The organism is Variovorax sp. UMC13 (assembly GCF_014170375.1).
In the GTDB taxonomy this organism is placed as follows: Bacteria; Pseudomonadota; Gammaproteobacteria; order Burkholderiales; family Burkholderiaceae_C; genus Variovorax.
On the sequence record NZ_LZZW01000002.1, the window covers coordinates 25035 to 51874 of the forward strand.

17 protein-coding genes and 1 riboswitch are annotated in these 26840 nt (G+C 70.2%); of the genes, 14 read left to right on the forward strand and 3 right to left on the reverse strand.

Translation table 11 applies throughout. The annotated features are described in order from the left end of the window. Positions 1 to 78 precede the first annotated feature (78 nt). The 10 genes from A9977_RS00430 (at position 79) to A9977_RS00475 (ending at position 12168) form a co-directional block, all read left to right on the forward strand. Positions 79 to 1182, forward strand: coding sequence for an ABC transporter ATP-binding protein (locus A9977_RS00430; protein ID WP_183022889.1), 1104 nt, complete (start codon positions 79 to 81; stop codon positions 1180 to 1182). A 59-nt stretch (positions 1183 to 1241) separates the two neighbouring features. Beyond that, positions 1242 to 2504 carry a sugar ABC transporter substrate-binding protein gene (locus tag A9977_RS00435; RefSeq protein WP_183022890.1) on the forward strand — a complete coding sequence of 421 codons (1263 nt, stop codon included), beginning with the start codon at positions 1242 to 1244 and terminating at the stop codon, positions 2502 to 2504. 151 nt (positions 2505 to 2655) lie between these two features. Beyond that, entirely contained in the window at positions 2656 to 3534 is an 879-nt protein-coding gene (locus tag A9977_RS00440; protein WP_183022891.1) for a carbohydrate ABC transporter permease, read from the forward strand. A gap of 18 nt (positions 3535 to 3552) precedes the next feature. Continuing rightward, entirely contained in the window at positions 3553 to 4374 is an 822-nt protein-coding gene (locus A9977_RS00445; RefSeq protein ID WP_183022892.1) for a carbohydrate ABC transporter permease, read from the forward strand. Further along, complete coding sequence (locus A9977_RS00450) at positions 4371 to 5861, forward strand: gluconokinase (RefSeq protein ID WP_183022893.1); 1491 nt, start codon at positions 4371 to 4373, stop codon at positions 5859 to 5861. The genes A9977_RS00445 and A9977_RS00450 overlap by 4 nt, the downstream gene beginning before the upstream one ends. A gap of 179 nt (positions 5862 to 6040) precedes the next feature. Then, complete coding sequence (locus tag A9977_RS00455; protein WP_183022894.1) at positions 6041 to 6562, forward strand: HU family DNA-binding protein; 522 nt, start codon at positions 6041 to 6043, stop codon at positions 6560 to 6562. A 195-nt stretch (positions 6563 to 6757) separates the two neighbouring features. Then, positions 6758 to 6867, forward strand: a riboswitch (glycine riboswitch). 55 nt (positions 6868 to 6922) lie between these two features. Beyond that, positions 6923 to 8239: a D-amino acid dehydrogenase gene (locus tag A9977_RS00460; protein WP_183022895.1), complete on the forward strand. Its 1317-nt coding sequence runs from the start codon at positions 6923 to 6925 to the stop codon at positions 8237 to 8239. Between the two features lie 143 nt (positions 8240 to 8382). Beyond that, positions 8383 to 9720 carry an MFS transporter gene (locus A9977_RS00465; RefSeq protein ID WP_183022896.1) on the forward strand — a complete coding sequence of 446 codons (1338 nt, stop codon included), beginning with the start codon at positions 8383 to 8385 and terminating at the stop codon, positions 9718 to 9720. Between the two features lie 10 nt (positions 9721 to 9730). Next, entirely contained in the window at positions 9731 to 11170 is a 1440-nt protein-coding gene (locus A9977_RS00470; RefSeq protein ID WP_183022897.1) for an FAD-binding oxidoreductase, read from the forward strand. Between the two features lie 50 nt (positions 11171 to 11220). Beyond that, complete coding sequence (locus A9977_RS00475; protein ID WP_183022898.1) at positions 11221 to 12168, forward strand: LysR family transcriptional regulator; 948 nt, start codon at positions 11221 to 11223, stop codon at positions 12166 to 12168. A 64-nt stretch (positions 12169 to 12232) separates the two neighbouring features. Here A9977_RS00475 and A9977_RS00480 read toward each other — a convergent pair whose 3' ends face one another. Then, a complete protein-coding gene (locus A9977_RS00480) occupies positions 12233 to 12595 on the reverse strand; it encodes a DUF4148 domain-containing protein (protein ID WP_183022899.1) in 363 nt (120 codons plus the stop codon). A gap of 485 nt (positions 12596 to 13080) precedes the next feature. Here A9977_RS00480 and recC point away from each other — a divergent pair, with 485 nt between their 5' ends. From recC to A9977_RS00500, 4 genes are all read left to right on the forward strand, one after another. After that, positions 13081 to 16539, forward strand: coding sequence for an exodeoxyribonuclease V subunit gamma (gene recC / locus A9977_RS00485; RefSeq protein WP_183022900.1), 3459 nt, complete (start codon positions 13081 to 13083; stop codon positions 16537 to 16539). After that, a complete protein-coding gene (gene recB, locus A9977_RS00490) occupies positions 16536 to 20225 on the forward strand; it encodes an exodeoxyribonuclease V subunit beta (RefSeq protein WP_183022901.1) in 3690 nt (1229 codons plus the stop codon). The genes recC and recB overlap by 4 nt, the downstream gene beginning before the upstream one ends. After that, complete coding sequence (gene recD / locus A9977_RS00495) at positions 20222 to 22192, forward strand: exodeoxyribonuclease V subunit alpha (protein ID WP_183022902.1); 1971 nt, start codon at positions 20222 to 20224, stop codon at positions 22190 to 22192. Before recB ends, recD begins: the two co-directional genes overlap by 4 nt. A gap of 116 nt (positions 22193 to 22308) precedes the next feature. Continuing rightward, on the forward strand, positions 22309 to 24498 hold the full coding sequence (locus A9977_RS00500; RefSeq protein WP_405054658.1) for a putative bifunctional diguanylate cyclase/phosphodiesterase: 2190 nt from the start codon (positions 22309 to 22311) through the stop codon (positions 24496 to 24498). Here the strand turns inward: A9977_RS00500 and A9977_RS00505 are convergent. Next, a complete protein-coding gene (locus tag A9977_RS00505; RefSeq protein WP_405054659.1) occupies positions 24495 to 25010 on the reverse strand; it encodes a murein hydrolase activator EnvC family protein in 516 nt (171 codons plus the stop codon). The genes A9977_RS00500 and A9977_RS00505 overlap by 4 nt on opposite strands. 44 nt (positions 25011 to 25054) lie before the next feature. Beyond that, complete coding sequence (locus tag A9977_RS00510) at positions 25055 to 26839, reverse strand: ABC transporter ATP-binding protein (RefSeq protein WP_183022904.1); 1785 nt, start codon at positions 26837 to 26839, stop codon at positions 25055 to 25057. Between the last annotated feature and the right edge of the window lies 1 nt (position 26840).

Sequence of the window (26840 nt, forward strand, 5' to 3'; positions counted from 1 at the left end):
TCGAACCATTGAAGAAACCACGCAGCGTCCCGGCTTCCAGGCCGGGGCGGCCTGCCTGAAGCGAGAAGGATCCGCCGCATGTCCGGAGTAAGGCTGACGAACGTCGTCAAGCAATTTGGTGAGAGCAGGGTCGTCGACAACCTGTCGTTCGACGTCAAGGACAGGGAATTCGCCGTGCTCGTCGGCTCGTCGGGCTGTGGCAAGACGACGGCGCTGCGCATGATCGCGGGCCTGGAGACCGCGACCTCGGGCGACATCTACATCGGGGACGTGCGGGTCAACGACATGGCGCCCAAGGACCGCGACATCGCGATGGTGTTCCAGAGCTATGCGCTCTACCCGCACATGAACATCCGCGAGAACATGGGCTTCGGCCTCAAGATCCGCGAGATGCCGACCAGGGAGATCGACGCCCGCGTGCAGGAAGCGGCTGACATCCTGGGGCTCACCGACATGCTCGGGCGCAAGCCCAAGGAACTCTCGGGAGGCCAGCGGCAGCGCGTGGCGCTGGGCCGGGCCATCGTGCGCAAGCCCAAGCTGTTCCTGTTCGACGAGCCGTTGTCGAACCTCGACGCCAAGTTGCGCGTGGCCATGCGCGCCGAGATCAGCAAGCTGCATCGCCGGCTCGAGGCGACCATCATCTACGTCACGCACGACCAGGTCGAGGCCATGACCATGGCCGACCGCATGTTCATCATGAGCAAGGGCGTGCTGCAGCAGACCGGCGCGCCGATGGACGTGTACTCGCGGCCGGTCAACCGCTTCGTTGCCGGCTTCGTGGGTTCGCCGGCCATGAACTTCATCGACGCCCGGGCTGTGGCCGTGGGCGACGAGATCTTCATCGACGCGGAGGCCTTCCGGGTCAGGGTCCCGGCGGCCTTCCATGCGCGGCTTCTTCCCTATGTCGGGCGCGCGGTCGTCTTCGGCGTGCGGCCCGAGGACATCTTCGCGACCGGCGGATCGGCGCAGGCCGACGACGGCCACACGCTCACGGTGCAGGCCGAGGTCGTCGAGACGCTGGGCTCGGAGATCTTCGCCTACCTGCGCTGCGGTGCGCATTCGATCGTCGCGCGCATGGAGATGCCGGAGGTGCCGCTGCGCGTCGGCGAGACGCTGCAGGTCGGTCTGAAGATGAACAAGACGCATGTGTTCGATCCGCAGACCTCGGACGCCGTCGTGTAGCGACCGGTCCGCAGGGCCGGACGACGCCAAGCTTTCCCCCGTTCTTTGAAGGAGACATCATGAAAAAAACAGTCAAGGCCACCTTGGCCGCCGCATTCGCCCTGGGCCTGGTCGCCAGCGCCTCGGTGCAGGCCCAGACCAAGGAGATTCGCGTGCTGCTCGCGAACCATCCCTATGGCGAATTGCTCAAGGCCTCGATCCCGGAGTTCGAGAAGAGCACCGGCATCAAGGTGAATGCCGAGAGCCTGCAGGAGAGCCAGCTCACGACCAAGCTCACGACCGAGTTCGCCACCAAGTCCTCGTCAGTGGACGTGTTCATGACCCGGCCGGTGCAGGAAGGGAAAATGTTCAACAAGAACGGCTGGTACGAGGCGCTGGCCGGCTACGACTTTTCCGACTACCCCGCCAACGCGATGAGTGTCGTGACCTACGACGCCAAGCCCTACATCGTGCCGCTGGTGACCGAGTGGCAGGTGCTGTACTACCGCAAGGACCTGCTGGCCGGGGCCGGCATCAAGGTCCCGACCACCTTCGCCGAGCTCGAGGACGCGGCGAAGAAGCTCAACACCGACGCGGTGGCGGGCTTCGCCTCGCGCGGCAAGGGCGCGGCCTCGGTCACGCAGCTCTCGAGCTACATCTACAACTATGGCGGCCTCTACCTGGACAAGGGCGTCGCGGTGTTCGATGCGCCGGCGGCCGTCGAGGCCACGCGCTTCTACGGCAAGCTGCTGGGCAACTACGGCCCCAAGGGCGTGACCTCGATGTCGTGGGAGAACATCATGCCGCTGTTCCAGGCCGGCAAGATCGCGATGTGGACCGATGCCTCGGTCTTCTACGGGCAGATCATCGATCCCTCGAAAACCGCGATCGGCGCCGACAAGTTCGGCATCGCGAACTTCCCTGCCGGCCCCAAGACCAACACGCCCTTCTACGTGACCGCCTGGGGCCTGGCCATGGCCAAGCAGTCGCGCAAGAAGGACATGGCCAAGATCTTCATCGACTGGGCGACCAGCAAGGAACTGGCGACCAAGGCGATGCTGACCAACATCACGATGGCGCGCTCCTCGGTCTGGGACGACAAGGCGGTGTTGGCCAAGGTGAGCCCCGGCCTGGTCGAGACGCGTGCGTTCGCCGCCAAGAACGGCAACCCGCTCGACAAGCCCTTCATGAGCGCGGTCGGCGAGGCGCGCGACCTGATCGGCGAAGTGGTGCTCGAGTCGATCAACACCAAGGGCGCGTCGACCAAGCTCGACGCGATGGCCAAGGATCGGGCCGCCAAGGTCAACGCCTTGCTGAAGGACACCGGCGAGTACGGCAAGTGAGGCGTGCGCGGGCCCTGACGGGCGAAGGCCCGGCGTCGCGCGCCATCCATGGGGCGGTCGCCGGCGGGCGGCCGCCCCTTCATTCCTTGGCCGAAAGGGTTCCCGATGAACCCTTCCCCGGCTTTTCGCTTCCCCAGCTACGAGACAATTCATGATCCAGTCGAGCCTCGCGGACCGGAACCTGCACTGGATATTTCCGCTCCCCGCCATTGTTTTCGTTGCCATGCTGATGGTCTTTCCCGTGCTCTACACGGGCTACCTGAGCTTCACGAACTGGAACCTCACCTCGGGCATGCCGGCCTCCTTCGTCGGCACCGACAGCTATGTGCGGGTGCTCACCGAGCCCCGTTTCCTGCACGCCATCGGCCGGACCGTGGCCTTCACGGTGCTGGCGGTCGGCATCGAGGGCGTGCTCGGCGTCGCCGCGGCGCTGATCCTCAACCGTGCCTTCTTGGGCAAGGACCTGGCGAAGCTGCTGTTGCTGCTGCCGCTGGTGGCCACGCCGGTGGCGATCGGCATCGTGTTCAACCTGTTCTACGACCCGACCATCGGCCTGGTGAACTACCTGCTGCAGGCCGTGGGCCTGCCGACCGGGCTCTGGGTCTCGCACGAGAACACGGTGCTGATCTCGCTGGTGCTGGTCGATGTCTGGCAGTGGACGCCGATGATCACGCTGATCGTGCTCGCAGGCCTGGCCTCGCTGTCGGACGAGCCCGTCGAGGCGGCGCGCATCGACGGCGCGAGCGAATGGCAGATCATCCGCTGGGTGACGATCCCGATGGTGATGCCGGTGATCCTCACGGCGCTGATCCTGCGGCTGGTCGATGCGCTCAAGACCTTCGACATCATCTTCGCCATGACCGGCGGCGGGCCGGGCTATGCGTCGGAAACGCTCAACATCATGGGATTCAAGTACAGCTTCGAGTATTTCCGGATGGGCCAGTCGGCGGTCATTCTGGTGGTGCTGTTCCTGGTGGTGTTCGCCTGCAGCCTGGGCATCGTGAAGCTGCGCGGACGTTCCGATGTCTGAGCGCGAGGGGACCAAGAAATGAAGAACAACAAGAAACGTCTGTCGACAGCGGTGTTCTATGGCGTGGTCATCGTCATGGCGCTGGTGGTGCTGTTTCCCTTCCTCTGGATGCTGGCCTCGTCGTTCAAGACGCAGCTCGATGTGGTCGCCTGGCCCCCCAAGCTGTTCTTCACGCCGACCCTGCAGAACTACCGGAAGGTCTTCGGCGAGCAGGATTTCCTGCAGTACTTCCTCAACTCGACGGTCGTGGCCACGCTGGCGGTCGGGCTGTCGCTGGCGCTGGGCCTGCCCGCGGCCTACTCGATCTCGCGCTTCGCGCAGCGCCGCCTGGGCATGTTCATCCTGCTGGCGCGGCTGATGCCGGGCATCTCCTTCCTGATGCCCTGGTACATCGTGTTCTCGCGGCTCAACCTCATGGACAGCTACACGGCGCTGGTGCTGAGCCACATGCTGATCGCGCTGCCGATCGTGGTCTGGATCATGTCGAGCTACTTCGACACCATCCCGCGCGACATGGAGGAGTCGGCCATGGTCGACGGCGCGACGCGGCAGTACGCGTTCTTCAAGATCATCCTGCCGCTCTCGGGGCCGGGCATCATCACGGCCACGACGCTGTCCTTCATCTTTTCCTGGAACAACTTCATGTTCTCGCAGGTGCTCAGCATGGAGAAGACCAAGACGCTGCCGATCGCGGTCTACAACTTCCTGTCCTACGCCGAGACCGACTGGGGCGGCGTGATGGCCGCGGCGGTCGCGATCATGGCGCCGGCGCTGATCCTGACCATGTTCTTCCAGCGCTACGTCGTTAAGGGCCTAACCATGGGCGCGGTCAAGGGATGAGCGCGCTGCCGGTGGCCACGGCCTTCAGCGTGCTGGCGATCGACATCGGCACGTCGTCGGTGCGCGCGGCGCTGTTCGATCCGCAGGGCCATCCGTTGGGCGCTGGCGCCCAGCGCACGCATCGGCTCGAGACCGGGCAGGACGGCAGGGCAGAACTAGATGCGCGTGCGCTGCTGGACAACATCGGACAGGCGATCGACGAGGCGCTGCAGACGGCGGATCCTGGGATCCCGATCCGCGCCGTCGGCCTGAGCAGCTTCTGGCACAGCCTGGTCGGGCTCGATGCGCAGATGCAGCCGGTCACGCCGGTGCTGACCTGGGCCGACCGGCGCGCACAGGCGGTAGCCGCGGCGCGCCGCGCCGATCCCGACGCGGCGGCGCTGCATGCCCGCACGGGCTGCCCGGCCCATTCGAGCTACTGGAGCGCGAAGCTTCCCTGGCTGCGCACCACGGACGCCGAAGCCTGGCAGGCGGCATGCCGCTGGGCCTCGGCCTGCGACCTGCTCATGCACACGCTGTTCGGCGGCGACCTCCGGACCTCGACCTCGATGGCGTCGGGCACTGGCCTTTTCGACCTGCACGATCAACGATGGAGCGCGCCGGCCCTGTCGCGCGCCGGGCTGGCGAGCACCGCCTTGCCGATGGTCGACGACCGGCCCCGCGAGGGCCTGGTCGAAGCCTACGCGCGGCGCTGGCCGCAGCTCGCGTCGATTCCCTGGTTCCCCGCGGTGGGCGATGGCGCCTGCTCCAACGTCGGCGTCGGCAGCACCGACCCGGACTCGATGGTGCTGATGCTGGGCACCAGCGGTTCGATGCGCGTGATGTGGAACGCAGGCGACGACCGGGCGCTGTCCGACGCCAGCCTCTGGTGCTACCGGGTTGATGCGCACCGGCTGGTGGGCGGCATGGCGCTGTCGGAAGGCGGCGCCTCGGCCGCCTGGGCACGGGAGACCCTCGCGGGTGGCACGGGCGCCGATCTGGAGGTGGAGATCGCGCGCATGCGGCCCGATGCGCACGGCCTCACCGTGTTGCCCTTCGTGCTCGGCGCGCGCAGCCCCGACTGGGTCGACGGCCGGACCGCCTGCATCGCCGGCATCACGGCCGCCACCACCTCGGCGCAGATATACCGCGCGGTGCTGGAAAGCGTGGGGCTTCGTTTCGCCTTCCTCAAGCAGCGGCTCGAGCGCTCGTGGCCCGCCGCCCGGCGCATCGTCGTCACGGGCGGCGCCCTGTCGCGCTCCGCGGTCTGGCGGCAGATCGTCGCGGACTGCATCGGCCAGGAGATCGAGGTGTCCGACGTCGACGAGGGCTCGCTGCGCGGTGCCGCGCTGCTCACGCTCGAGCGCATCGGCCAGGGCGCGCTGGCCTCGTATGCCCATGGACGACGTAACGCCGCGGCCTTCGACGCCGATGCGCACGCGGTTTACCGACAGGCCATGCAACGGCAGGCCGTGTTGGACGCATTGCTGCGCGAGGGTACTTTCTAGAGGGGTCGCCGGGCCATGGGGCCTCTGGATAGGGTCTTTATCCAGTGTACCGGGCAGGGTGCTCGGAAGGCGATTTCGACAGCACCGCTGCGGCTCCGGCTACACTCCGCGCCGCATTGCAGCCGTATCAGGCCTTGCGGCCGTTGAAAGAAACGGCCAATTCATCTTAGGAAAATTCAGTGAACCGTATCGAACTCGTCGAGAAAATCGCCACCGCCCACAACACCAGCAAGGCCGAAGCGGCCCGTATCCTGGAGACCATCACCGGCGCCATCGTCGCCGCGGTCAAGAAGGGCGACCCGGTCCAGATCGTTGGCTTCGGCACCTTCAAGCAAGTCGCACGCGCTGCACGTTCGGGCTTCAACCCGCAAGCCGGCACGAAGATCAAGATCGCCGCACAAAAGGTGCCGAAGTTCGTTCCGGGCGCTGCCTTCAAGGCCGCCATCGACCCCAAGGCCGCCAAGCGCAAGGCCGACAAGGTCGCTGCCGTGAAGCCGGCTGCTGCACCCAAGAAGGCTGCCGTGGCTGCCAAGCCTGCTGCGAAGCCGGCCGCCAAGCCCGCTGCCGCACCCGTGGCCAAGAAGGCTGCTGCCGCTCCGGCCAAGGCGCCCGTGAAGGCTGCCGCACCCGCCAAGGCGCCGGCCAAGGCCGCTGCGGCTCCCGCCAAGGCACCGGCCAAGAAGGCTGCCGCCAAGAAGTAATTGCTGTTCGCAGCATGATGACGACGGCCCTTCGGGGCCGTTTTCTTTGGGCCCGCCGATCGTGGTGTGAAGCCCGCGCGGTTGCCAGCCGAGGTGCAATGCCCGGATAATCGAGCCATCCAGGAGAAGCGACGGGCCGCGAGGTTCGTTCTACCGAAGGCGCAACCCCGAAACGCTCAGGTCCCGTACTGGATTCATCATCAAACTGGAGAGTGCTGCCGGCGTCATGCCGAGCCGCCGCCGAAGGTGCAAACCGCGTCGCAGGACGCGGTGAATCTCTCAGGCAAAAGGACAGTGGGGCCGACGACCAATCCTGGTCGCCGGCCCTTTTTCTTTTGCGTTTTCGAACTGGAGATGATGATGAAAGTGATCGTGATGGGTGCCGGCGTGATCGGCGTCGCCACCGCCTGGTACCTGCGGCAGGCCGGCCATGAAGTGACCGTGCTGGAGCGCAATGCCGGCGCGGCGCGCGAGACCAGCTTCGGCAACGGCGGCCAGATCTCGGTGAGCCATGCCGAGCCCTGGGCCAATCCTTCGGCACCGTTCAAGCTGCTGAAATGGCTGGGCCGGGAAGATGCGCCGCTGCTGTTCCGGCTGCGCGCCGACCCCGCGCAATGGCTGTGGGGCCTCAAGTTCCTGGGCGAATGCGGGGCGAAGCGCTCGACCCGCAACATGGTGCAGCTGCTCAACCTGGGCACCTACAGCCGCGACAGCCTGCAGCAGTTGCGCCGCGACACCGGCATCGAATACGACCACCTGACGAAGGGCATCCTGCACTTCTATACCAGCCAGAAGGAGTTCGACCTGGCGCTCGAACCCGCGCGCATCATGCGCGAGCTGGGCTGCGAGCGGCAGGTGATCGATGCCGACGAGGTGGTGCGCATCGACCCGGCCATGGCCGCGATCCGCCCGCGGCTGGCCGGCGCCACCTACACCAGCGCCGACGAATCGGGCGACGTGCACAAGTTCACCACCGGCCTGGCGCAGAAGGCGGCGGAGCAGGGCGTGCAGTTCCGCTATGGCGTGCGCATCCAGCGGCTGCGCACCGAGGGCGGCGCGATGCGCGGCGTGGAGATCGCGAGCGAGAGCGGCATGTACGAGGTGGTGCAGGGCGATGCCTACGTGCTCGCGCTGGGCAGCTTCAGTGCGCAGCTCGCGCGCGGCGCGGGCGTGCCGCTCGACATCTACCCGGCCAAGGGCTACTCGGCGACGCTGCCCATCCTCGATGCCGCCAAGGCGCCCAGCGTGAGCCTGACCGACGACGAGCACAAGCTGGTCTTCTCGCGCTTCGGCGACCGGCTGCGCATCGCGGGCACGGCCGAGCTCAACGGCTACGACCTGTCGCTGAATCCGGTGCGCTGCGAGGCCATCGTGCGCCGCACGCTCGAGATCTTCCCGGGCGTGAGCCGGCCCGAGCTCGCAAGCTACTGGGCCGGGCTGCGCCCCGCGACGCCGGGCAACGTGCCCTACATCGGCCGCAGCAAGGTGGAGGGCCTGTTCCTCAACACCGGCCACGGCACGCTGGGCTGGACGCACGGCTGCGGCTCGGGCCGCGCGCTGGCCGAGCTGATGTCGGGCCGGCGGCCCGAGGTCGATTTCGCCTTCTGCGGGCCGACCCCGGCGCGCTCCGTCGTGGCGCCCGTGCTGGCGCCGCAGCGGCGCGGCGGCGCGGCCTGAGCCATCTCGGCGCGAGATGCGCGCTTCGCCCATCGGCATGAATTTTCCGCGTTAACCCGCTGCGGCCACGAGGGCGGCGCGCGCGACCATTCGCGCATCGCCGGGCGTGAGAACATGCCCGGTTGCCACCCGGGACCTTCTCCATGAACACCTCTGCCATGCCGCGCCCCGCCTCGGGCGCCGGCACCTCCCTCGCCGCCGAAGCGGTCTACCGAAAAGTCAGCTGGCGGCTGATCCCGCTGCTCTTCGTCTGCTACATCGTCGCCTACCTGGACCGCGTCAACGTCGGCTTCGCCAAGCTGCAGATGCAGGACGCGCTGCAGTTCAGCGAGGCCGTCTACGGCCTGGGCGCGGGCATCTTCTTCGTCGGCTACTTCCTGTTCGAGGTGCCGAGCAACGTGATCCTGCACAAGGTCGGCGCCAAGCGCTGGATCGCGCGGATCATGGTGACCTGGGGCCTGCTGTCGGCCGGCACGATGTTCGTGACCACGCCGATGTCCTTCTACCTGGTCCGCTTCTTCCTGGGCGCGGCCGAAGCCGGCTTCTTCCCCGGCATCATCCTGTACCTCACCTACTGGTACCCGGCCGCGCGCCGCGGCAAGGCGACCTCGCTGTTCCTCGCCGCCATCCCCTTCGCCGGCATCCTGGGCGGCCCGTTCTCGGGCTGGATCCTGCAGAGCATGGCCGGCGTCAACGGCTGGCAGGGCTGGCAGTGGCTGTTCCTGCTGCAGGGCCTGCCGACGGTGGCGATGGGCTTCCTGGTCTGGCGCTACCTCGACGACCGCGTGAAGGACGCACGCTGGCTCGAACCGGCCGAGCGCGAGCTGATCGCGCGCGACATCGCGGCCGACGGCAGCGGCAAGTCCGAGGCCAAGGTGCTCAGCGTGCTGACCAACGGCCGCGTGTGGCTGCTGGCGCTGGTGTACTTCACCTTCACCGCCGGGCTCTACGGCATCTCCTTCTGGCTGCCCAGCATCATCAAGTCGATCGGCGTGAAGGGCGCGCTCGACATCGGCCTCTTGAGCGCGATCCCCTGGTCCTTCGGCGTGCTCGCGATGTACCTGGTGGCGCGCAGCGCCGACCGCCGGCTCGAGCACCGCTGGCACTCGGCCGTCGCCGCGGTGGTCGGTGCGCTGGGCCTGGTGCTGAGCGTGGCCATGCACGGCAACGCGGTCTGGGCCATGGTCGGCCTGACCATCGCGACCATGGGCATCATGGCCACGCTGCCGGTGTTCTGGGGTCTGCCGACCAGCTTCCTGGGCGGCGCGGCCGCGGCGGCCGGCATCGCCTTCATCAACTCCTTCGGCAACCTCTCGGGCTTTGCCGCGCCCTTCCTGATCGGCGTGATCAAGGACATCACGAAGAGCACCGACTCGGGCCTGCACATGCTGGCCGGCCTGCTGGTGCTCGGCGCCGTGCTGGTGCTCGTGCTGGCCAAGCCCGCGGCGGCCGCTGAACGACGGACCGCCTCCATTTCTTGACAGGAATCCCATGTCCTCCGATGTGAACACCCCGGCGGGCGCGCCGCTGCATGCGCCGCGCCGCTCACCTTCTCCCGCGCTGATGGCGCAACTGCAGGCGCGTTTCGGCGCACGCTTCTCCACCGGCGCTTCGGTGCTGCTGCAGCACGGCAGCGACGAGTCGGCCTACCTGCCGGTGCCGCCCGACGCGGTGGTCTATGTGCAGAGCACCGAGGAGGCCGCCTTCGTGGTGCGCGCCTGCGCGGCCGAACGGGTGCCGCTGATCGCCTTCGGCGTCGGCTCCTCGATCGAAGGCCACCTGCTGGCGGTCGAGGGCGGCGTCTGCATCGACTTCTCTCAGATGAACCAGGTGCTCGCGATCCGCACCGAGGACCTCAACGTCACGGTGCAGGCCGGCGTCACGCGCAACCAGCTCAATGCCGCGCTGGCCGGCACCGGCTTCTTCTTCTCGGTCGACCCCGGTGCCGACGCCACGGTGGGCGGCATGGTCGCGACCGCGGCCTCGGGCACCAACACGGTCCGCTACGGCACGATGCGCGACAACGTCGTCAACCTAACGGTGGTCACGTCCGAAGGCGAGATCGTGCGCACCGCCACCCAGGCGCGCAAGAGCTCGGCCGGCTACAACCTGACCCAGCTCTTCTGCGGCTCCGAGGGCACGCTGGGCCTGATCACCGAGGCGACGGTGCGCGTGCATCCGCACCCCGAGGTGGTGGCCGCGGCGGTGGTGCATTTCCCTTCGGTGCGCGACGCGGTCGATTGCGTGATCGAAGCGATCCAGCTGGGCGTGCCGCTGGCACGCGCCGAGATGCTGGACGCGCTGACGATTCGCGCGGTCAATGCGCACAGCCGCACCGCGCTGGGCGAGCACCCGACGCTGTTCCTCGAGTTCGGCGGCAGTCAGGCGCAGATCGACGAGCAGGCGGCCATCGTGCGCGAGCTCGCGGCCGGCCACGGCGGCGGCGAATTCCAGTGGGCCACGCGGCAGGAAGAGCGCTCGCGGCTCTGGACGCCGCGCCACCATGCGTATTTCGCCTCGCTGCAACTGCGCCCGGGCAGCCGCAGCATGACCACCGACGCCTGCGTGCCGCTGTCGGCGCTGGCGTCCTGCATCGGCGAGACGCAGGAAGACATCGGCGCGCACGGCCTGCTGGCGCCGGTGTTCGGCCATGTGGGCGACGGCAACTTCCATTGCCTGGTGCTCTTCGATCCGCAGAAGCCCGACGAGGTCGCGGCCGCCGAGGCTTTCAGCCACCGGCTGGTGCAGCGCGCGCTGCGCCATGGCGGCACCTCGACCGGCGAACATGGCGTGGGCCTGCACAAGATGCCCTACCTGGTGGAGGAGCACGGCGTGCACGCGGTGGCCTTGATGCGGGCCGTGAAGCATGCCTTCGATCCGCACAACATCTTCAACCCGGGCAAGGTCGTCTCCTTCCAAGTCACGGACTGACACCGCGCACCGCGCAGGCCCGACGACAATGGCCGCCGGAGGCCCCCGCGTTGGAACTGCGTCAATTCAAGTATTTCCTGTCGATCGCCGACAGCGGCAGCCTGTCGCGTGCGGCGCTGCAGCTGCACGTGGCGCAGTCGGCGCTGAGCCGGCAGCTGTCGGAGCTCGAGGCCGAGCTCGGCACCCAGCTGCTGCTGCGCAGCCGCAACGGCGTGGTGCTCACCGACAGCGGCAAGGTGTTCTACGAGTACGCCCAGGGCATCACCAAGCAGATCGAGGACGCGCGGGCCGCCGTGCATTGCGCGGCCGATGCGGTGGTCGGCTCGGTGGTGGCGGCATTGCCGCAGAGCGTGGCCGCCACGCTCGCGCTGCCGCTGCTGCGGGCCGCGGCGAAGCGCTACCCCAACATCGTGTTCCACCTCAACGAAGAGCTGACCGGCAACATGGCCGACCAGATGCTGCGCGGCCGCGTCGACGTGGCGGTCTTCACGCCCGGCATGCTGCCGCAGGACATCGCCTTCACGCCGCTGGTGGACGAGGCCTTCGTGCTGATCCATTCGTCACAGGACGAGGGCGCGCCGCCACCCGGCGACGTGACGGTGGCGCAGGCCATCGCGCGCCCGCTGGTGCTGCCCAGCAACCACCACGGCCATTGCACGCGCTGGATCGTCGATGCCGCGCTCGAGGCCGGGTCGTACCGCGCGCAGCGCATCGCGGCCGAGATCAACTCGGTCTATGTGCTCAAGAGCGCGGTCGAGGCCGGCATCGGGCCGACCATCATGCCGCTGGGCCTGGCGCAGCGCGAGGTCGAGGACGGCCGGCTGGTCGCGCATGCGATCGCCTCCGATGCGATGGTGCGGCGGCTCGGCCTGTGCGTCTCGCGGCACCTGCCGATGACCAACGCCAAGCGCGCGATCTGCCAGCTGATCCGCGACGTGGTGCGCGAACTCTGCGAACAGCAGAGGTGGGCCGGCGCGCGCCTCGTCACCGAAGGCTGAGGCGCGCGAAAAAGCCGGCCCTCGCTTGCGCGCGGGCCGGCTCGGTCTTCAGATCACGAGGAGATCAGTTGGCAACGGCAGGGCGCTGCTGCTGTGCCTGCACCGGTGCCGAGGTGCGCGTCATCGTCGAGATCACGCGGCTGTTGACCTTGGAACCGCTCGACACGTTCTGGTCGGGTGCGTTGGCTTGCTTGACCGCATCGGCATACACCGCATCGCGGTTGGCCGTCGAGGTGAAGGGCTCGGCGCCGCGCGAACCGCGGGCGACGTTCTGGTTCGGCGAGGCGGCGGTGCGTTCGGCTTCGGCAGCGACTTCGGCGCGGCTCTTGACCGAGTTGGCGGCGTGCACGCCGTCATAGGTCTCGGCGTGGGCCAGCGAGAAGATCGACAGCGACAGGGTGGCGGCGAGGAGCGAGAGCGTTTTCATGAGAGGTCCTTCGAAGTGAGTGGTCCGGTTGTCTGATCCGTGGCCATCGCATCGCGATGCCGTGCGGGGAGGGCCTGTTCACCCTATTTCCGGGGTCGCGAAGGCCTGCCACGGCGGGCCAATCAAGGCGCGTGACGCCGCGCGTGCTGAAGCACGCGCAAGGAGCGCAACGCCGAGTGGCCCGCCGTGGAAGGCCTTCCCGAAGGGTTGGCTGAATCAGGGGCCGTCTGCGGCGTTGCCCGCGCTTGCAAGGCCAAAGCCTTGCTGCGCACGGGCGCCTTGCATCCAGCCCCTGATTCAACCAACGCGATCCCCGGAAATAGGGTGAACAGGCCCCAGTGTGTTGATTTTTTGTTTCTTGTACCGATCGACTTCGTGCACGCCGTGTTTCCATCGCACGAACAATCACGCGCTCTCGAAATGGCATGCGGCGAGAATCGGGCGCACTCGGCTACGCTTCTTTTCTTCCGACGCTCCTTCTCCGCATGACACCCACCGACCTCCAGCCCGGCCTCCTGGTCCTGCACGGCAACCGCGCCGAGCTGCTGGGCGATGCGTTGTTCGAATGGACCCGTCGCCATCCGCTGCAGCCGCTGGAGGAAGAGATCTTCCTGGTGCAGAGCAACGGCGTGGCCGAGTGGCTGAAGATGACGCTGGCTTCGCGCAGCGGCGTGTGCGCGGCGGCCCGGGTCGAGTTGCCCGCGCGTTTCCTCTGGCGCAGCTACCGCCAGGTGCTGGGCCGCGACGCGGTGCCGCCGCGCTCGGCGCTCGACAAGCAGGCGCTGGCCTGGCGCCTGATGCACCTGCTGCCCGCGCTCGCGTCGCAGCCGGGCTACGAGCCGCTGGCCGGCTTCCTGCGCGACGGCGACATGGGCCGCCGACTGCAGCTCGCGAGTCGGCTCGCCGATCTCTACGACCAGTACCAGGTCTACCGCGGCGACTGGCTCGCGGCCTGGGAAGCCGGGCGTGACGTGCTGCCCGGCCCCCGGGGCGAGACCGCATTGCCGCCGGACCAACGCTGGCAGGCCGCGCTGTGGCGCGAACTGCTCGAAGGCCTGAGCGAGGAGGAGCGCTTCGCGGCGCGCTCGAATCTGCACCGCCGCTTCATCGCCGCGCTGGACGCGGGCGACAGGCCCGCCACGCCGGTGGCGCGCCGCGTGATGCTGTTCGGCATGACGCACGTGCCCATGCAGACGCTCGAGGCGCTGGCCGCGCTGTCCGCGCACAGCCAGGTGCTGATGGCCATCCCCAACCCCAGCCGCTACCACTGGGCTGACATCATCGAAGGCCGCGAGCTGCTGCGCATGGAGCGCCGGCGCCAGCCCTTGCGTGCCGAACGCGACCTGGCGCTGGTGCCGCTGGATCAGATGCATGCGCACGGCCATCCGCTGCTCGCGGCCTGGGGCCGCCAGGGCCGCGACTTCGTGCGCCAGCTCGATGCCTTTGACGACGCCGACGCCACGCGCCAGCGCTTCGGCGACAGCAAGATCGACCTGTTCGACGAGGCCGAACCCGAGACGCTGCTGCAGCAGGTGCAGGCCCACATCCGCGACCTGCTGCCGCTGGGCGAGCATCCGCATCCGGCGCTCGAGGCGGACGATCGGTCGATCGTCTTCCACATCGCGCACGGCGCGCAGCGCGAGGTCGAGATCCTGCACGACCAGCTGCTGGCGCTGCTTGCCGATCCCCCGGGCGGCACGCCGCTGAACCCGCGCGACATCGTGGTCATGGTGCCCGACGTGGCGGCCTTCGCGCCGGCCATCCGCTCGGTGTTCGGCCAGCATTCGCGCGGCGATGCGCGCTTCATTCCCTTCGACATCGCCGACCTGAGCGAGCGCGGCCACAACCCGCTGCTGGTCGCGCTCGAATGGCTGCTGCGCCTGCCGCAGCAGCGCTGCGGCCTGACCGAGATCCGCGACCTGCTCGACGTGCCGGCCGTGGCCGCGCGCTTCGGCCTCGATGCCGACGCGCTGCCGCGCCTGGCACGCTGGATGGAAGGCGCGGGCATCCGCTGGGGCCTGGACCTCGCGCACCGGCGCGACCTGGGCCTGGCCGAGTGCGGCGAGCAGAACACCTGGCTGTTCGGCCTGCGCCGCATGCTGCTGGGCTATGCGAGCGGCGAAGCGGCCGAGGGCGTGGACGGCAGCTTCCAGGACATCGAGCCCTATGCCGAAGTCGGCGGCCTCGAAGCCACCATCGCGGGCGCGCTGGCCGACCTGGTCGAGGTGCTGGGCGACTGGTGGGTGCAGGCCTCGACCGAGGCCACGCCCGCCGGCTGGGCCGAACGCTCGCGCGCCTTGCTCGAGGCGCTGATGGCGCCCACCGACGAGCGCGAGCGGCTGGCGCTGGCCGCCGCGCAGCAGGCGCTGGGCCAGTGGCTGGAAGCCTGCGAACTGGCCGGCTTCGATGCGCCGGTGTCGCTGGCCGTGGCGCGCGAAGCCTGGCTCGAAGGCATCGACGAGCCCGGCCTGAGCCGCCGCTTCCGCGCCGGCGGCGTCACCTTCTGCACCTTGCTGCCGATGCGAGCCGTGCCCTTCGAGGTCGTGTGCCTGCTGGGCATGAACGACGGCGACTACCCGCGCAGCAGCCCGCGCAGCGACTTCGACCTGATGGGCCTGCCCGGCCAGCGCCGCCCCGGCGACCGCTCGCGCCGCGACGACGACCGTCAGCTTATGCTGGAGGCGCTGCTGTCGGCGCGCCGGGTGCTCTACCTGAGCTGGACCGGCCGCAGCGTGCGCGACAACAGCGAGCAGCCGCCGTCGGTGCTGGTCTCGCAGCTGCGCGACTACCTGGCCGCGGGATGGCATGAGGATGTGGTCGAGGCTCGCACCACCGAGCATCCGCTGCAACCCTTCAGCCGGCGCTACTTCGAAGGCCGCGAAGGCGATGCGCTGTTCACCCATGCGCGCGAATGGCGCACCGCGCACGAGGCCACGGCCGAACAGGCCGCCCCCGTGTTGCGTCCCGAAGGCGCGGCCGCCAACGGCGAGCGCGCCGTGCCGCTCACGCTCGCGGCACTGACCAGCTTCCTCAAGAACCCGGTCAAGGACTTCTTCCGCCGCCAGCTCGACGTGGTGTTCCAGGAAGACGAGGCCGCGATGGAGGACCACGAGGCCTTCGCGCTCGACGGCCTCGAACAGTACGGCCTGCTCGACGAGGCGCTGACGGTGCTGCGCGATGTCGACGACGCGGCCGCGCTGTCGCGGCGCGTCGATGCGCAGCTGCAGCGCATCCGCCGCAGCGGCCGGCTGCCGATGGCCGAGTTGGGCCGGCGCGCCGAGCGCGCGCTGGCCGACACGCTGCAGCCCATGCTCGCGCGCTGGCGTGCGCTGCATGCGCTGTACCCGGTGGCGGGCGTGAAGGAGCCGCTGCGCTTCGCGCACGAAGGCCTGCTGCTCGACGACTGGCTCGACGGCCTGCGCCTGTCCTCGCTCGAATCGGGGGAGCCGGTGTGGATGGGCATGCTGCCCACGCGGCTCGCCTCGGAAAAAGGCGTGGTGCGGCCCGACAAGCTGATCGCGCTGTGGGTCAACACCCTCGTCAGCAGCGCCTGCGGCGCGCCGGTGCAGGGCGTGCTGGTGGGGCGCGATGCGACCCTCACGGCCCAGCCGCTGCAGGCCGACTTCGCGATGGCCACGCTGCGGACCCTGCTCGACGTCTGGCGCGAAGGCATGGGCCGGCCGCTGCCGCTGGCGCCGCTCACCGCCCTCGAATGGCTGGCCGGCGGCAAGCCCGAGCAGGCCTACGAAGGCGGCATGTTCGTCGGTGGCGAGGTGCAGGAGCCCTGCCTGGCGCGGGTCTATCCCGACCATGAGGCCTTGCGCGCAGGGGGCGAATTCGAAGACCTGGCCGAGGCGCTGTTCGCGCCGCTGCGAAGCTGGGCCGAAACGCAGGTCACGGTGGAACTGCATGCGGCCGGCGGGTCGGAAGGAGAGCTGGCATGAGCATTGCGCTGAACGCACTCACCTTGCCCTTGTGGGGCAGCCGCCTGATCGAGGCCAGCGCGGGCACGGGCAAGACCTGGACCATCGCCGCGCTGTACCTGCGGCTGGTGCTGGGCCATGGCGGCGAGGACGAAGCCGGTGCGTCGACCGCGTTCGCGCGCCCGCTGGTGCCGGCCGAGATCCTGGTGATGACCTTCACCCGCGCGGCCACGCGCGAGCTGTCGGACCGCGTGCGCGCGCGGCTGCTGCAGGCCGCGCGCTGCTTCCGCGGCGAGACCGAGCCCGAGGCGCACGACGTGTTCCTGCGCGAGCTCATGGCCGCCTACCCCGAAGGCACGGCCCGCACGGCGGCCGCCTGGCGGCTCGCGATGGCGGCCGAGAGCATGGACGATGCGGCGGTCCACACCATCGACGCCTGGTGCCAGCGCATGCTGCGCGAGCACGCCTTCGACAGCGGCAGCCTGTTCGACGAGGAGCTGGCCGCCAACGAGCGTGCGATGTTCGACGAGGCCGCGCAGGACTACTGGCGCCAGCAGTTCTACCCGCTCACCGGCGAGGCGCTCGATGCCGCGCTGGCCGCCTGGGGCAGCGTGGAGACCCTGGCGAAGGATGCGCGCGCACTGGCCGAGCAGGCCCTGCCGGCCGATGCGGGGCAGGGCAGCCTGGGCGCGCTGATCGCCACCACGCTGGCCGAGCGGCAGCGCGCGCTGGTCGCGCTCAAGCAGGGCTGGCCCGCGCGCATCGAGGCCATGCGCAGCTGGCTCGAAGGCCAGCTGGGCGGCAAGACCAGCGTCTTCAACAAGACCAAGCTGCGCGCGCAGTACTACGAGCCCTGGCTGCGCGAGCTGCACGACTGGGCCAGCGGTGCGCGCAGCGACCGGCCGGTGCTCAACAAGGGCGAGTTCCGGCTCACGCCCGCGGGCCTGGACGACGCCTGCAAGAGCGATGCGCCGCCCGCCTGGCCGGCCGAGTTCAGCGCCTTCGCGCAGCTGATGGCGGCGCTCGATGCGCTGCCGCCCCTCGCGCTGCGCCTGCGGCTGCACGCGGCCGCGCAGATTGCGCAGCGCATGGCCGAGCTCAAGAAGCAGGCCGGCAGCTTCGGCTTTGCCGACATGCTCGAGCGGCTCGATGCCGCGCTCGACCCGGCGCGCAACGGCGAGGCCGCGCTGCGCCTGCGCGAACGCATGCTGGCGCAGTACCCGGTGGCGCTGATCGACGAGTTCCAGGACACCTCCCCGGTGCAGTCGCGCATCTTCGACCGGCTCTACCGCATCGCCGACAACGCGCCGGCCACCGGCCTGCTGCTGATCGGCGATCCCAAGCAGTCGATCTACGGCTTCCGCGGCGCCGACATCCATGCCTACCTGATGGCACGCCGCGCGACCGAGGGCCGGCACTACGTGCTGGGCACCAACCACCGCTCGACCGCCTCGGTGGTCGCGGCCGTGAACCACCTGCTGGCGCAGCCCGAGGCACGCGAAGGCGAGGGCGCCTTCATGTACCGCAGCGCGGGCGACAACCCGCTGCCCTTCGAGGCCGTGGGTGCGCGCGGGCGCGGCGAATCCTTCGTCAGCGCAGACGGCGCCGAGCCGGCCGTGACGATCGTGCTCGACGCCGAGCTGCTCAACGCCGAGGGCAGCCGGCGCCGCTTCGCCGCGCGCTGCGCCGAACGCATCGTCACGCTGCTCAACGACGAAATGGCCGGCTTCGCCGAGCCCGGCAAGCCCTTCGTGCGCCTGCGCCCGGCCGACGTCGCGGTGCTGGTGCGCACCGGCAAGGAGGCCGCGGCCGTGCAGCGCGAGCTGCGCCGCCGTCGCGTGGCCTCGGTCTACCTGTCGGACAAGGATTCGGTGTTCGCCAGCGGCGAGGCCCACGACTTGCTGCACTGGCTCAAGGCCGTGGCGGCGCCGCTGGACGTGCGGCTGGCGCGCGCCGCGCTGGCCACGCGCACCGTGGGCCTGTCGATCGAAGAACTGCGCGTGCTGGCGCGCGACGACGAGGCCTTCGATGCGCGCAGCGAGCAGCTGCGCGAACTGCACGGCGTGTGGCAGCAGCAGGGCGTGCTCACCATGCTGCGCCGCACCTTGCACCGGCTCGACCTGCCCGCGCGCTGGCTGGCCGCGCCCGACGGCGAACGCCGGCTCACCAACTTCCTGCACCTGGCCGAACTGCTGCAGGCCGCCAGCGGCATGCTCGACGGCGAACAGGCGCTGGTGCGCTGGCTGGGCGACCAGCTGCGCGGCGAATCGGCCGGCGGCGACGAGCAGGTGGTGCGGCTGGAAAGCGATGCCGACCTGGTGAAGGTCGTGACCGTCCACAAGTCCAAGGGCCTCGAGTACCCGCTGGTGTTCCTGCCCTTCGCCAGCGGCTTCCGCGGCGTGAAGAAGGCCGGCACCTCGCACCTGAGCCTGGCCGATGCAGAGGGCGAGCGCACGCTGCACCTGCACCTGAGCGATGCCCATGTGGCCGAGGCCGACAAGGAGCGCCACCGCGAAGACCTGCGCCTGCTGTACGTGGCGCTCACGCGCGCGCGGCATGCGGTCTGGGTCGGGCTGGCCGCGCTCAAGGAGGGCAGCGCGAACGCGCCGACCCTGCACCGCAGCGCGATCGGTTATGTGCTCAACGGCACCGAGGCGGTGCTGCCCGAGCAGCTGCAGGCGCGCATCGTGGAAGCGGTGCAAGGTTGCGCCGACATCGCGCTGGTGCCGGCCGCCGACATGGCTGGTCTGGCGACCACGCCCTTGCAGCCGCGCGGCGCGCCGCCCGCGCTGCGCGAGGTCGCGGTCTACGACGCGCGCTTCGACCGGCGCTGGTCCATCGGCAGTTTCTCGGCGCTGGTGCGCACGCTGCCTTCGATGCCGGGCGTGCTGGCGTCCAGCGTGGCGGCGGTGCGCAACGACGAAGCGAGCGACGAGGCGCCCGAGCCGATCGCCGCGGTCTCCGCTGCACCGGGCGACGCCCCCTGGCACCGCTTCCCGCGCGGCGCCTTCGCGGGCAACTTCCTGCACGACCAGCTCGAATGGCTGGCCGGCGAAGGCTTCGACCTCGCCGCCTCGGAAGAACGCCAGCAGCAGCTGCTGCGCCGCTGCGAACGCCAGGGCTGGGGCGAGCGCGCGGCCGAGGTGCTGGCCTGGCTGCTGCAGGTGCTGCAGACGCCGCTGCCGCCGATCGGCAGCGCGCTCGAGGGTCTGCAGGCCACGCTGCCCGAAATGGAGTTCTGGCTGCCCAGCCGCAGCCTCGATGCGCTGCAGATCGATGCGCTGTGCAGTGCGCACCTGCTGGCCGGCCGCGCGCGGCCGCCGCTGCCCGAGCGCGAACTGCACGGCATGCTGATGGGCTTCGCCGACATCGTGTTCGCGCACGAGGGCCGCTACTGGGTGCTCGACCACAAGTCCAACCACCTGGGCGACGCCGATGCCGACTACACGCCCGAGGTGCTCGAGGCCGCGATGGCCGCGCACCGCTACGACGTGCAGGCCGGCATCTACCTGCTGGCGCTGCACCGCCTGCTGCGCGAGCGGCTGGGCGAGGCCTACGACCCCGCGCAGCACCTGGGCGGCGCGGTCTTCCTGTTCCTGCGCGGCGTAGCCGGGCCGGCCCGCGGCTGCTACCACGTGCAGCCGCCGCTGGCGCTGCTCGACGGGCTCGACCAGCTGCTGGGCACGGCGCAGGAGGCCGACGCATGACGACGGAATCGACACCCATGCTGCTCGACACGCTGCGCCGCTGGGCCGCCCAGGGCTGGCTGCGCCGGCTCGACAGCGCCTTCGCCGCCTTCCTGGGCGAGCTGCAATCCGCCACCCCGCCCGAGGTGCTGATGGCCGGCGCGCTGGTCGCGCACATGGAAGGCCGCGGCCATGCCTGCCTGCTGCTCGACGAACTGCGCGGCGACCCGGCCGCGCTGCTCAACTGGCCGGCCGAGGCGATGGTCGAACTGCAGGCCGCGCTGGCGACCTTGCCGCCGGTGGCGCAGTGGGCCGAGGCCTTGCGCGCGAGCCCGTTGGTCGCCAACGGCGACGAGGCCGCGGCAGCCGGCCGCGGCGAGCCGCTGGTGCTGCAGGCCGGCAAGCTCTACCTGCGCCGCTACTGGGCCTACGAGCAGCGCGTCGCGGCCCAGGTGCTGGCGCGCGGCGCGGCGTCGCGCAAGGTCGACGAAGCGGCCTTGCGCGCGCAACTCGACCTGCTGTTCGGGCCCTCGGCCGACGGCGCGCTGGACTGGCAGAAGATCGCCTGCGGCATCGCGCTGCGCGGCCGGCTGTCGATCGTCACCGGCGGCCCGGGCACGGGCAAGACCTACACCGCGGCCCGCCTGCTGGCGCTGCTGTTCGCGATGGACCGCTCGCCCGAACGCCTGCGCGTGATGCTGGCCGCGCCCACGGGCAAGGCGGCCGCGCGGCTCAAGCAGTCGATCGACGCCGCGCTGGGGGCCTTGGGCGAGCAGGTCGGCGACCGCCTGCCGCTCAACGAACTGGCCTCGCACATCCAGCCCGCGCGCACGCTGCATTCGCTGCTGGGCGCGCGGCCCGACACGCGGCGCTTCCGTTTCGACGCGGCGCGCCCGCTCGAGGTCGACGTGCTGATCGTCGACGAGGCCTCGATGATCCACCTGGAGATGATGGCCGCGCTGCTGGAGGCCTTGCCGCCGCAGGCGCGCGTGATCTTGCTGGGCGACAAGGACCAGCTGGCCTCGGTCGAGGCCGGCGCGGTGCTGGGCGACCTGTGCCGCACGGCCGAGGAAGGCCGCTACAGCGCGCCGACGCTGGCCTTCATCGAGGCCGTGACCGGGCAGCGCGTGCCCGACCGCTTCGCGGGCGCGGGCTCGCCGCTGGCGCAGCAGACGGTGATGCTGCGCGAGAGCCGGCGCTTCGGCGGCCCGATCGGGCAACTGGCGCTGGCGGCCAACGGCGGCGACGTGCGGGCTGCGACACAGCTGCTGCACACCAGGGCGAAGGGTGAACTGGCCTGGCTCGATGCGCCCTCGACAGCGGTCGTGGTGCAGCTGGCCCTGCACGGCCGCGCCGATGCGCCCGGCGGCTTCGGCCACTACCTGCGCGCGCTGCAGCAGCGCCCCGCGGCGCCGGACGCGCAGGCGCATGCGGCCTGGGTGCTGTCGGTGCTCCACGCCTTCGAGCGCTTCCGCCTGCTGTGCGCGGTGCGCCAGGGCGAGTGGGGCTCGGAGGGGCTCAACCTGGCGATCGAGCGCGCGCTGGTGTCGGCCGGCTTGCTGGCCAAGCGCGGCGCCTGGTACGAAGGGCGGCCGGTGATGGTGACCCGCAACGACGCGGGCGTGGGCGTGTTCAACGGCGACATCGGCATCGCGCTGCCGCCGGCCACACCGGGCGCCCCGCTGCGCGCCTATTTCCTCGACGGCGCCGAGGCGCGCTCGGTCGGCGTGAGCCGGCTGGCCGCGGTCGAGACCGCCTTCGCCATGACCGTGCACAAGTCGCAGGGCTCGGAGTTCGAGCACACGGTGCTGGTGCTGCCGCGCGACCCGAGCCGCGTGCTCACGCGCGAGCTGGTCTACACCGGCATCACGCGCGCGCGCCAGGCCTTCACGCTGGTCACGCCACGCGCCCAGGCCTTCGGCGAGGCATTGGCACAGCGCACGCGGCGCGCCAGCGGCTTGCTCGAAAGACTGGACCGCCCGGGCTAGCCACCGCCGCCCTCACCACCGAGCCCGGCCGCGCGCGCACGACGCCGCGGGCCGGCATCGACTTCCATTTCTCCTGCGGCAGATCCAATGTGCGATCGGCTGCGTACCCTTTTGCCGTGAACCCTTCCCTCCTGCCCGAATTCCTCCCCTCCCATCACAACCTGTGGGCCGTCGCCGCCTCGGTGCTGATCGCGATGCTCGCGTCCTACGTGGCGCTCGACCTCGCGCGGCGCGTGCGCCAGTCGGACGGCCGGCTCCACGCCATCTGGTGGGTCGCCGGCTCCCTCACGCTGGGCACCGGCATCTGGTCGATGCATTTCGTCGGCATGCTGGGCTTCTCGCTGCCGATCGACTTGGGCTTCACCGTGGGCGCCACGCTGGCCTCCTGGATCGCCGCCGTGGGCGCCTCCGGCATCGCGCTGTGGGTCGCGAGCCAGGGGCGCTACGGGCCCCTGCGACTGGTGCTGGCGTCGGTGGCCATGGGGGCCGGCATCTGCGCCATGCACTACATCGGCATGGCCGCGCTCGACATGGCGCCGGGCATCGTCTGGCATGCGCCGACGGTCGCGCTGTCGGCCGCGATCGCGATCGGCGCCTCGGCGGCCTCGCTGCTGATCTTCAAGCACCTCGGCGATGCGGCGCCCGAGCGGCGGGTGCCGCTGCAGCTGCTGGCCGCGCTGGTGATGGGCCTGGCCATCTGCGGCATGCACTACACCGGCATGGCGGCCGCGGCCTTCCCGGCCGGCTCGGTCTGCCTGAGCACCGACGCGCTGCAGGGCACCGGGCTCACCACCGTGGTCGGGCTCGCGACGAGCATCCTGCTGCTGGGCACGTTGTTCACCTCGACGCTGGAAGCCCGCCTGCAGGTGGTGGCGCAGCGCCTCGCGCATTCGCTGCAGGAGGCCAACACCGAACTCACGCGCGCCAACCACGAGCTGCACCAGCGCGCCTTCACCGACGCGCTCACCGGCCTGCCGAACCGTGTGCTGTTCGAGGACCGCCTGCGCCACGCGCTGCTGCGCATGGGGCGCGCCAACCTGCTCAAGGTGGAGGAGCGGATCGCGGTGCTGTTCGTCGACCTCGACGGCTTCAAGCCCATCAACGATTCCTTCGGCCATGCGGCGGGCGACCACATCCTGCGCGCCACCGCCGACCGGCTGGTCCGGCTGGTGAAGGAAAGCGACACGGTCGCGCGCGTGGGCGGCGACGAGTTCCTGATCCTGCTGGAGGGGGTGCGCGACGACGCCGAATGCGCGCAGGCCGCGAACAAGGTGCTGCGCGCGCTGTCCGAGCCCTTCAGCATCATGGGCAAGCAGCTGCAGATCGCCTGCTCGATCGGCATCGTGCTGCACCCCGACCAGGGCGAGCCGGACAAGCTGGTGTCGAACGCCGACGCCGCCATGTACGCCGCCAAGCGCGCGGGCGGCGGCAACTACGCGATGTTCGAATCGTCCATGGGCGCCGATGCCTCGCAGCAGCTCGAGCTGCAGAGCGACCTGCGGCAGGCGCTCGTGCTCAAGCAGTTCGAGCTCTACTACCAGCCCAAGATCGACGGCCGCAGCACGCGCACCAGCGGCGTCGAAGCGCTGGTGCGCTGGAACCATCCGCAGCGCGGCCTGATCGCGCCGGTGCACTTCATCGGCCTGGCCGAGCGCTTCGGCCTGATCGTGCGCCTGGGCGACTGGATCATCGACGAGGCCTGCCGCCAGATCGCGCAGTGGCAATCGCAGGGCATGACGATGTCGGTGGCGGTGAACCTGTCGGTGATGCAGCTGCGCGAGGCCGACTTCGCCGACCGCGTGGGGCAGGCGCTGGCGCGGCATGGCGTGCCGGCCTCGCTGCTGCTGTGCGAGATCACCGAGTCGCTGGCAATGGAGGACTTCCGCGCCACCGAACGCACGATCGCGGGGCTGGCGCGCATCGGCGTCTTCCTCTCGATCGACGACTTCGGCACCGGCTACTCGAGCCTGAGCCACCTGCGCCAGCTGCCGGCGCGCCAGGTCAAGATCGACCGCAGCTTCGTGCAGGACCTCGAAACGCAGGAGGACGCGCGCGCGGTGGTCGATGCGGTGATCCGCCTGGCCCATGCGCTGGGCCTGGGCGTGGTGGCCGAAGGGGTGGAGACGCAGGCGCAGCGCGACCTGCTGCTGGCCATGGGCTGCGACGAGCTGCAGGGCTTCTTCTATGCGAAGCCGATGGATGCCTCGGCGCTGCTCGACTGGTTCGGCACGCGCAAGATCGGCGACGCGGGCGGCCTGGGTGCCGCCGCCGGCCAGCGTCTTGCGCCGGCCCTGCCGCGGGCTTAGCGCGCCGCGCCGCTGAGGTAGGGCTCGGGGTTCACGGCCGTGCCGTTCTTGCGGATCTCGAAGTGCAGCTTCACGCGGTCGGCGTCGCTCTGGCCCATCTCGGCGATCTTCTGGCCCTGGCGCACGATCTGGTTCTCCTTGACCACGATGGCCCGGTTGTGGGCATAGGCCGTGAGGAAGGTCTCGTTGTGCTTGATGATCACCATGTTGCCGTAGCCGCGCAGCTGGCCGCCCACGAAGACCACGCGGCCGTCGGCCGCGGCGACGATCGGGTCGCCCGCGTTGCCCGCGATGTCGAGCCCCTTGTTGCGGTTGCCGTCGAAGCGCGCCAGCGTGGCGCCGGGCGCGGGACGGATGAAGGTCGCCTTGGCCTGCGGCGCCGCGGCCGGGGCCGATTTGCCCGGGCCCGGGGTGGGCGTGGTGGTGCAGGCCAGCAGGCCGAACGCGGCGAGGGCCGCGAGGCCGCCGCGCAGCACGGTGCGCAGGGAGGGGAGTGAAATGGAACGGGACATGGGCCGATTGGAACGCATTCGCCCCCGAGGGTTCCCCCAAGGCCCTAGTTCGGCGCAACCATGCGTTGCAGCAGCGGCTGGCGGGCCAGCACGGCCTCGCGCGGGCCGGCATCGAGCACCCGGCCGGCTTCCATCAGCACCACGGTGTCGAAGCGATCGAGCAGGCTCAGCCGGTGGATCGAGGCCACCACGCAGGCTTCGGGGAAGGCGTTGGCGATGCGCTCGAGCACGCGGGCCTCGGTGGCCGCGTCGAGCGCGCTGGTAGGCTCGTCGAGCAGCAGCAGCGTGCTGCCTTGGGCCGCGAGCACGCCGCGCGCCAGACACAGCCGCTGGCGCTGGCCGCCCGAGAGGTTGAAGCCGCGCTCCGACAGGGGTGTGTCGAGGCTGCCCTGCGTGGCCGCCAGCACCTCGTCGAAGGCGCTGGCATGCAGCGCGGCGAGCAGGGCCGCGTCGTCGCCGGGCCGGCCGAAGGTGAGGTTCTCGCGCACGCTGGCCTCGAACACCTCGGTCTCCTGCGGGATCAGGGTGGCGATCTGGCGCAGCCGGCCCCAGTCGGCTGGCTGGCCGTCGAAGGCCAGCGTGCCGGCCTGCGGTGCGTAGAGGCCGGCCAGCAGCCGCAGCAGCGTGCTCTTGCCGCCGCCGCTGGGGCCCACCAGCGCCACGCGCTGGCCGCGGCGCAGCGTGAGCGCCACCTCGTGCAAGCCGCTGCGCACGGTCTCGCCTTCGACCGGCTCGCCGCGCCGCGCGTAGTCCCAGCGCAGGCCGTCCACCGCGAGCTGCGACCAGCGCGTGCCGGCGTCGATGCGCTCGTGCGCGGGCACCTGCTCGGGCGGCGTGGTCAGCGCGGGGCCGTGCGGCGCTTCCCAGATCGGCGCCGCGCTGCCGTAGTCGGTGTGCATGCGCGCGAAGAACTGGAAGTTGGCCGCCATCGACGACACCACGCCGGCCGCCTGCTGCGCGTACTGGTAGATCATGAACACCGAGCCCAGCAGCACCGCCTGGCCCGGCGTGCGCGACTGCCACACGTACAGCACCACCAGGCCCCAGGTCAGCATCAGGCCCAGCATGTCGACGGTGAACCACTTGCCTTCGTTGAGCACCACGGTGCGCTTGAGCGGCACCGAGATGGCCGCCATGCGCGCGCGCAGCAGCAGGCGCGAGGCGCCTTGCAGCCGCAAGCCGATCACGGTCGAGGTGTTGCCGACAAAGTCCAGCAGCGCGGCCACGTAGCGCCGGTCGGCGTCGTTCTCGGTGCGCGCGAGCCGCATCAGCGCGCGGTCGATGCGCAGGATGATCAGGCCGATCACCACATAGCCCGCGAGCGCGGTGATGCCGCTGCTGCGCGACAGCAGCGTCAGCGCCACCAGCGGGCCGACGATGTTGACCACGTTGGTGAGCCAGATGAACTGGTTCTGCGCGAAGTCCGAGAGCGCGCGGCTGGCCTGGTGCACGCGGTGCTGCAGCTCGCCCGAATGGTGCCCGTCGTGCCAGACCAGCGGCGCCGACGCCAGCCGCACATAGAGCTGGTCGGCCAGCGATTCGCGCACCCTGACGCCGACGTTGCGCTCGAGGATGCGGCCCGGGCCGTGCAGCATCCAGGAGAACAGGTAGACGCCGGTCAGCGTGGCGATCCAGCCGCCCGAGCCGCGCAGGTCGCCGCGTTGCAATGCGTTGATGGCCTGGCCCGCGAGGTAGGGCAGGGTCAGCTTGACCAACTGCGAGCCGGTGAGCAGCGCGGTCGCGCCCAGCAATTGCCCGCGCGCGCCTTCGGCGAAGCGCCACAGCGCGGCATAGAGTTCGCGGACGGCGTTGCCGGGGGCTGTGGTCATC

Bases quoted from the DNA above. Each gene is read 5' to 3' on its own strand.
- recD (WP_183022902.1), top strand. From the start codon at position 20,222: ATGACGACGGAATCGACACCCATGCTGCTCGACACGCTGCGCCGCTGG.
- A9977_RS00445 (WP_183022892.1), top strand. From the start codon at position 3,553: ATGAAGAACAACAAGAAACGTCTGTCGACAGCGGTGTTCTATGGCGTG.
- A9977_RS00510 (WP_183022904.1), bottom strand. From the start codon at position 26,839: ATGACCACAGCCCCCGGCAACGCCGTCCGCGAACTCTATGCCGCGCTG.
- A9977_RS00470 (WP_183022897.1), top strand. From the start codon at position 9,731: ATGTCCTCCGATGTGAACACCCCGGCGGGCGCGCCGCTGCATGCGCCG.
- A9977_RS00505 (WP_405054659.1), bottom strand. From the start codon at position 25,010: ATGTCCCGTTCCATTTCACTCCCCTCCCTGCGCACCGTGCTGCGCGGC.
- A9977_RS00460 (WP_183022895.1), top strand. From the start codon at position 6,923: ATGAAAGTGATCGTGATGGGTGCCGGCGTGATCGGCGTCGCCACCGCC.
- A9977_RS00440 (WP_183022891.1), top strand. From the start codon at position 2,656: ATGATCCAGTCGAGCCTCGCGGACCGGAACCTGCACTGGATATTTCCG.
- A9977_RS00435 (WP_183022890.1), top strand. From the start codon at position 1,242: ATGAAAAAAACAGTCAAGGCCACCTTGGCCGCCGCATTCGCCCTGGGC.
- recC (WP_183022900.1), top strand. From the start codon at position 13,081: ATGACACCCACCGACCTCCAGCCCGGCCTCCTGGTCCTGCACGGCAAC.
- recB (WP_183022901.1), top strand. From the start codon at position 16,536: ATGAGCATTGCGCTGAACGCACTCACCTTGCCCTTGTGGGGCAGCCGC.
- A9977_RS00430 (WP_183022889.1), top strand. From the start codon at position 79: ATGTCCGGAGTAAGGCTGACGAACGTCGTCAAGCAATTTGGTGAGAGC.
- A9977_RS00465 (WP_183022896.1), top strand. From the start codon at position 8,383: ATGAACACCTCTGCCATGCCGCGCCCCGCCTCGGGCGCCGGCACCTCC.
- A9977_RS00450 (WP_183022893.1), top strand. From the start codon at position 4,371: ATGAGCGCGCTGCCGGTGGCCACGGCCTTCAGCGTGCTGGCGATCGAC.
- A9977_RS00480 (WP_183022899.1), bottom strand. From the start codon at position 12,595: ATGAAAACGCTCTCGCTCCTCGCCGCCACCCTGTCGCTGTCGATCTTC.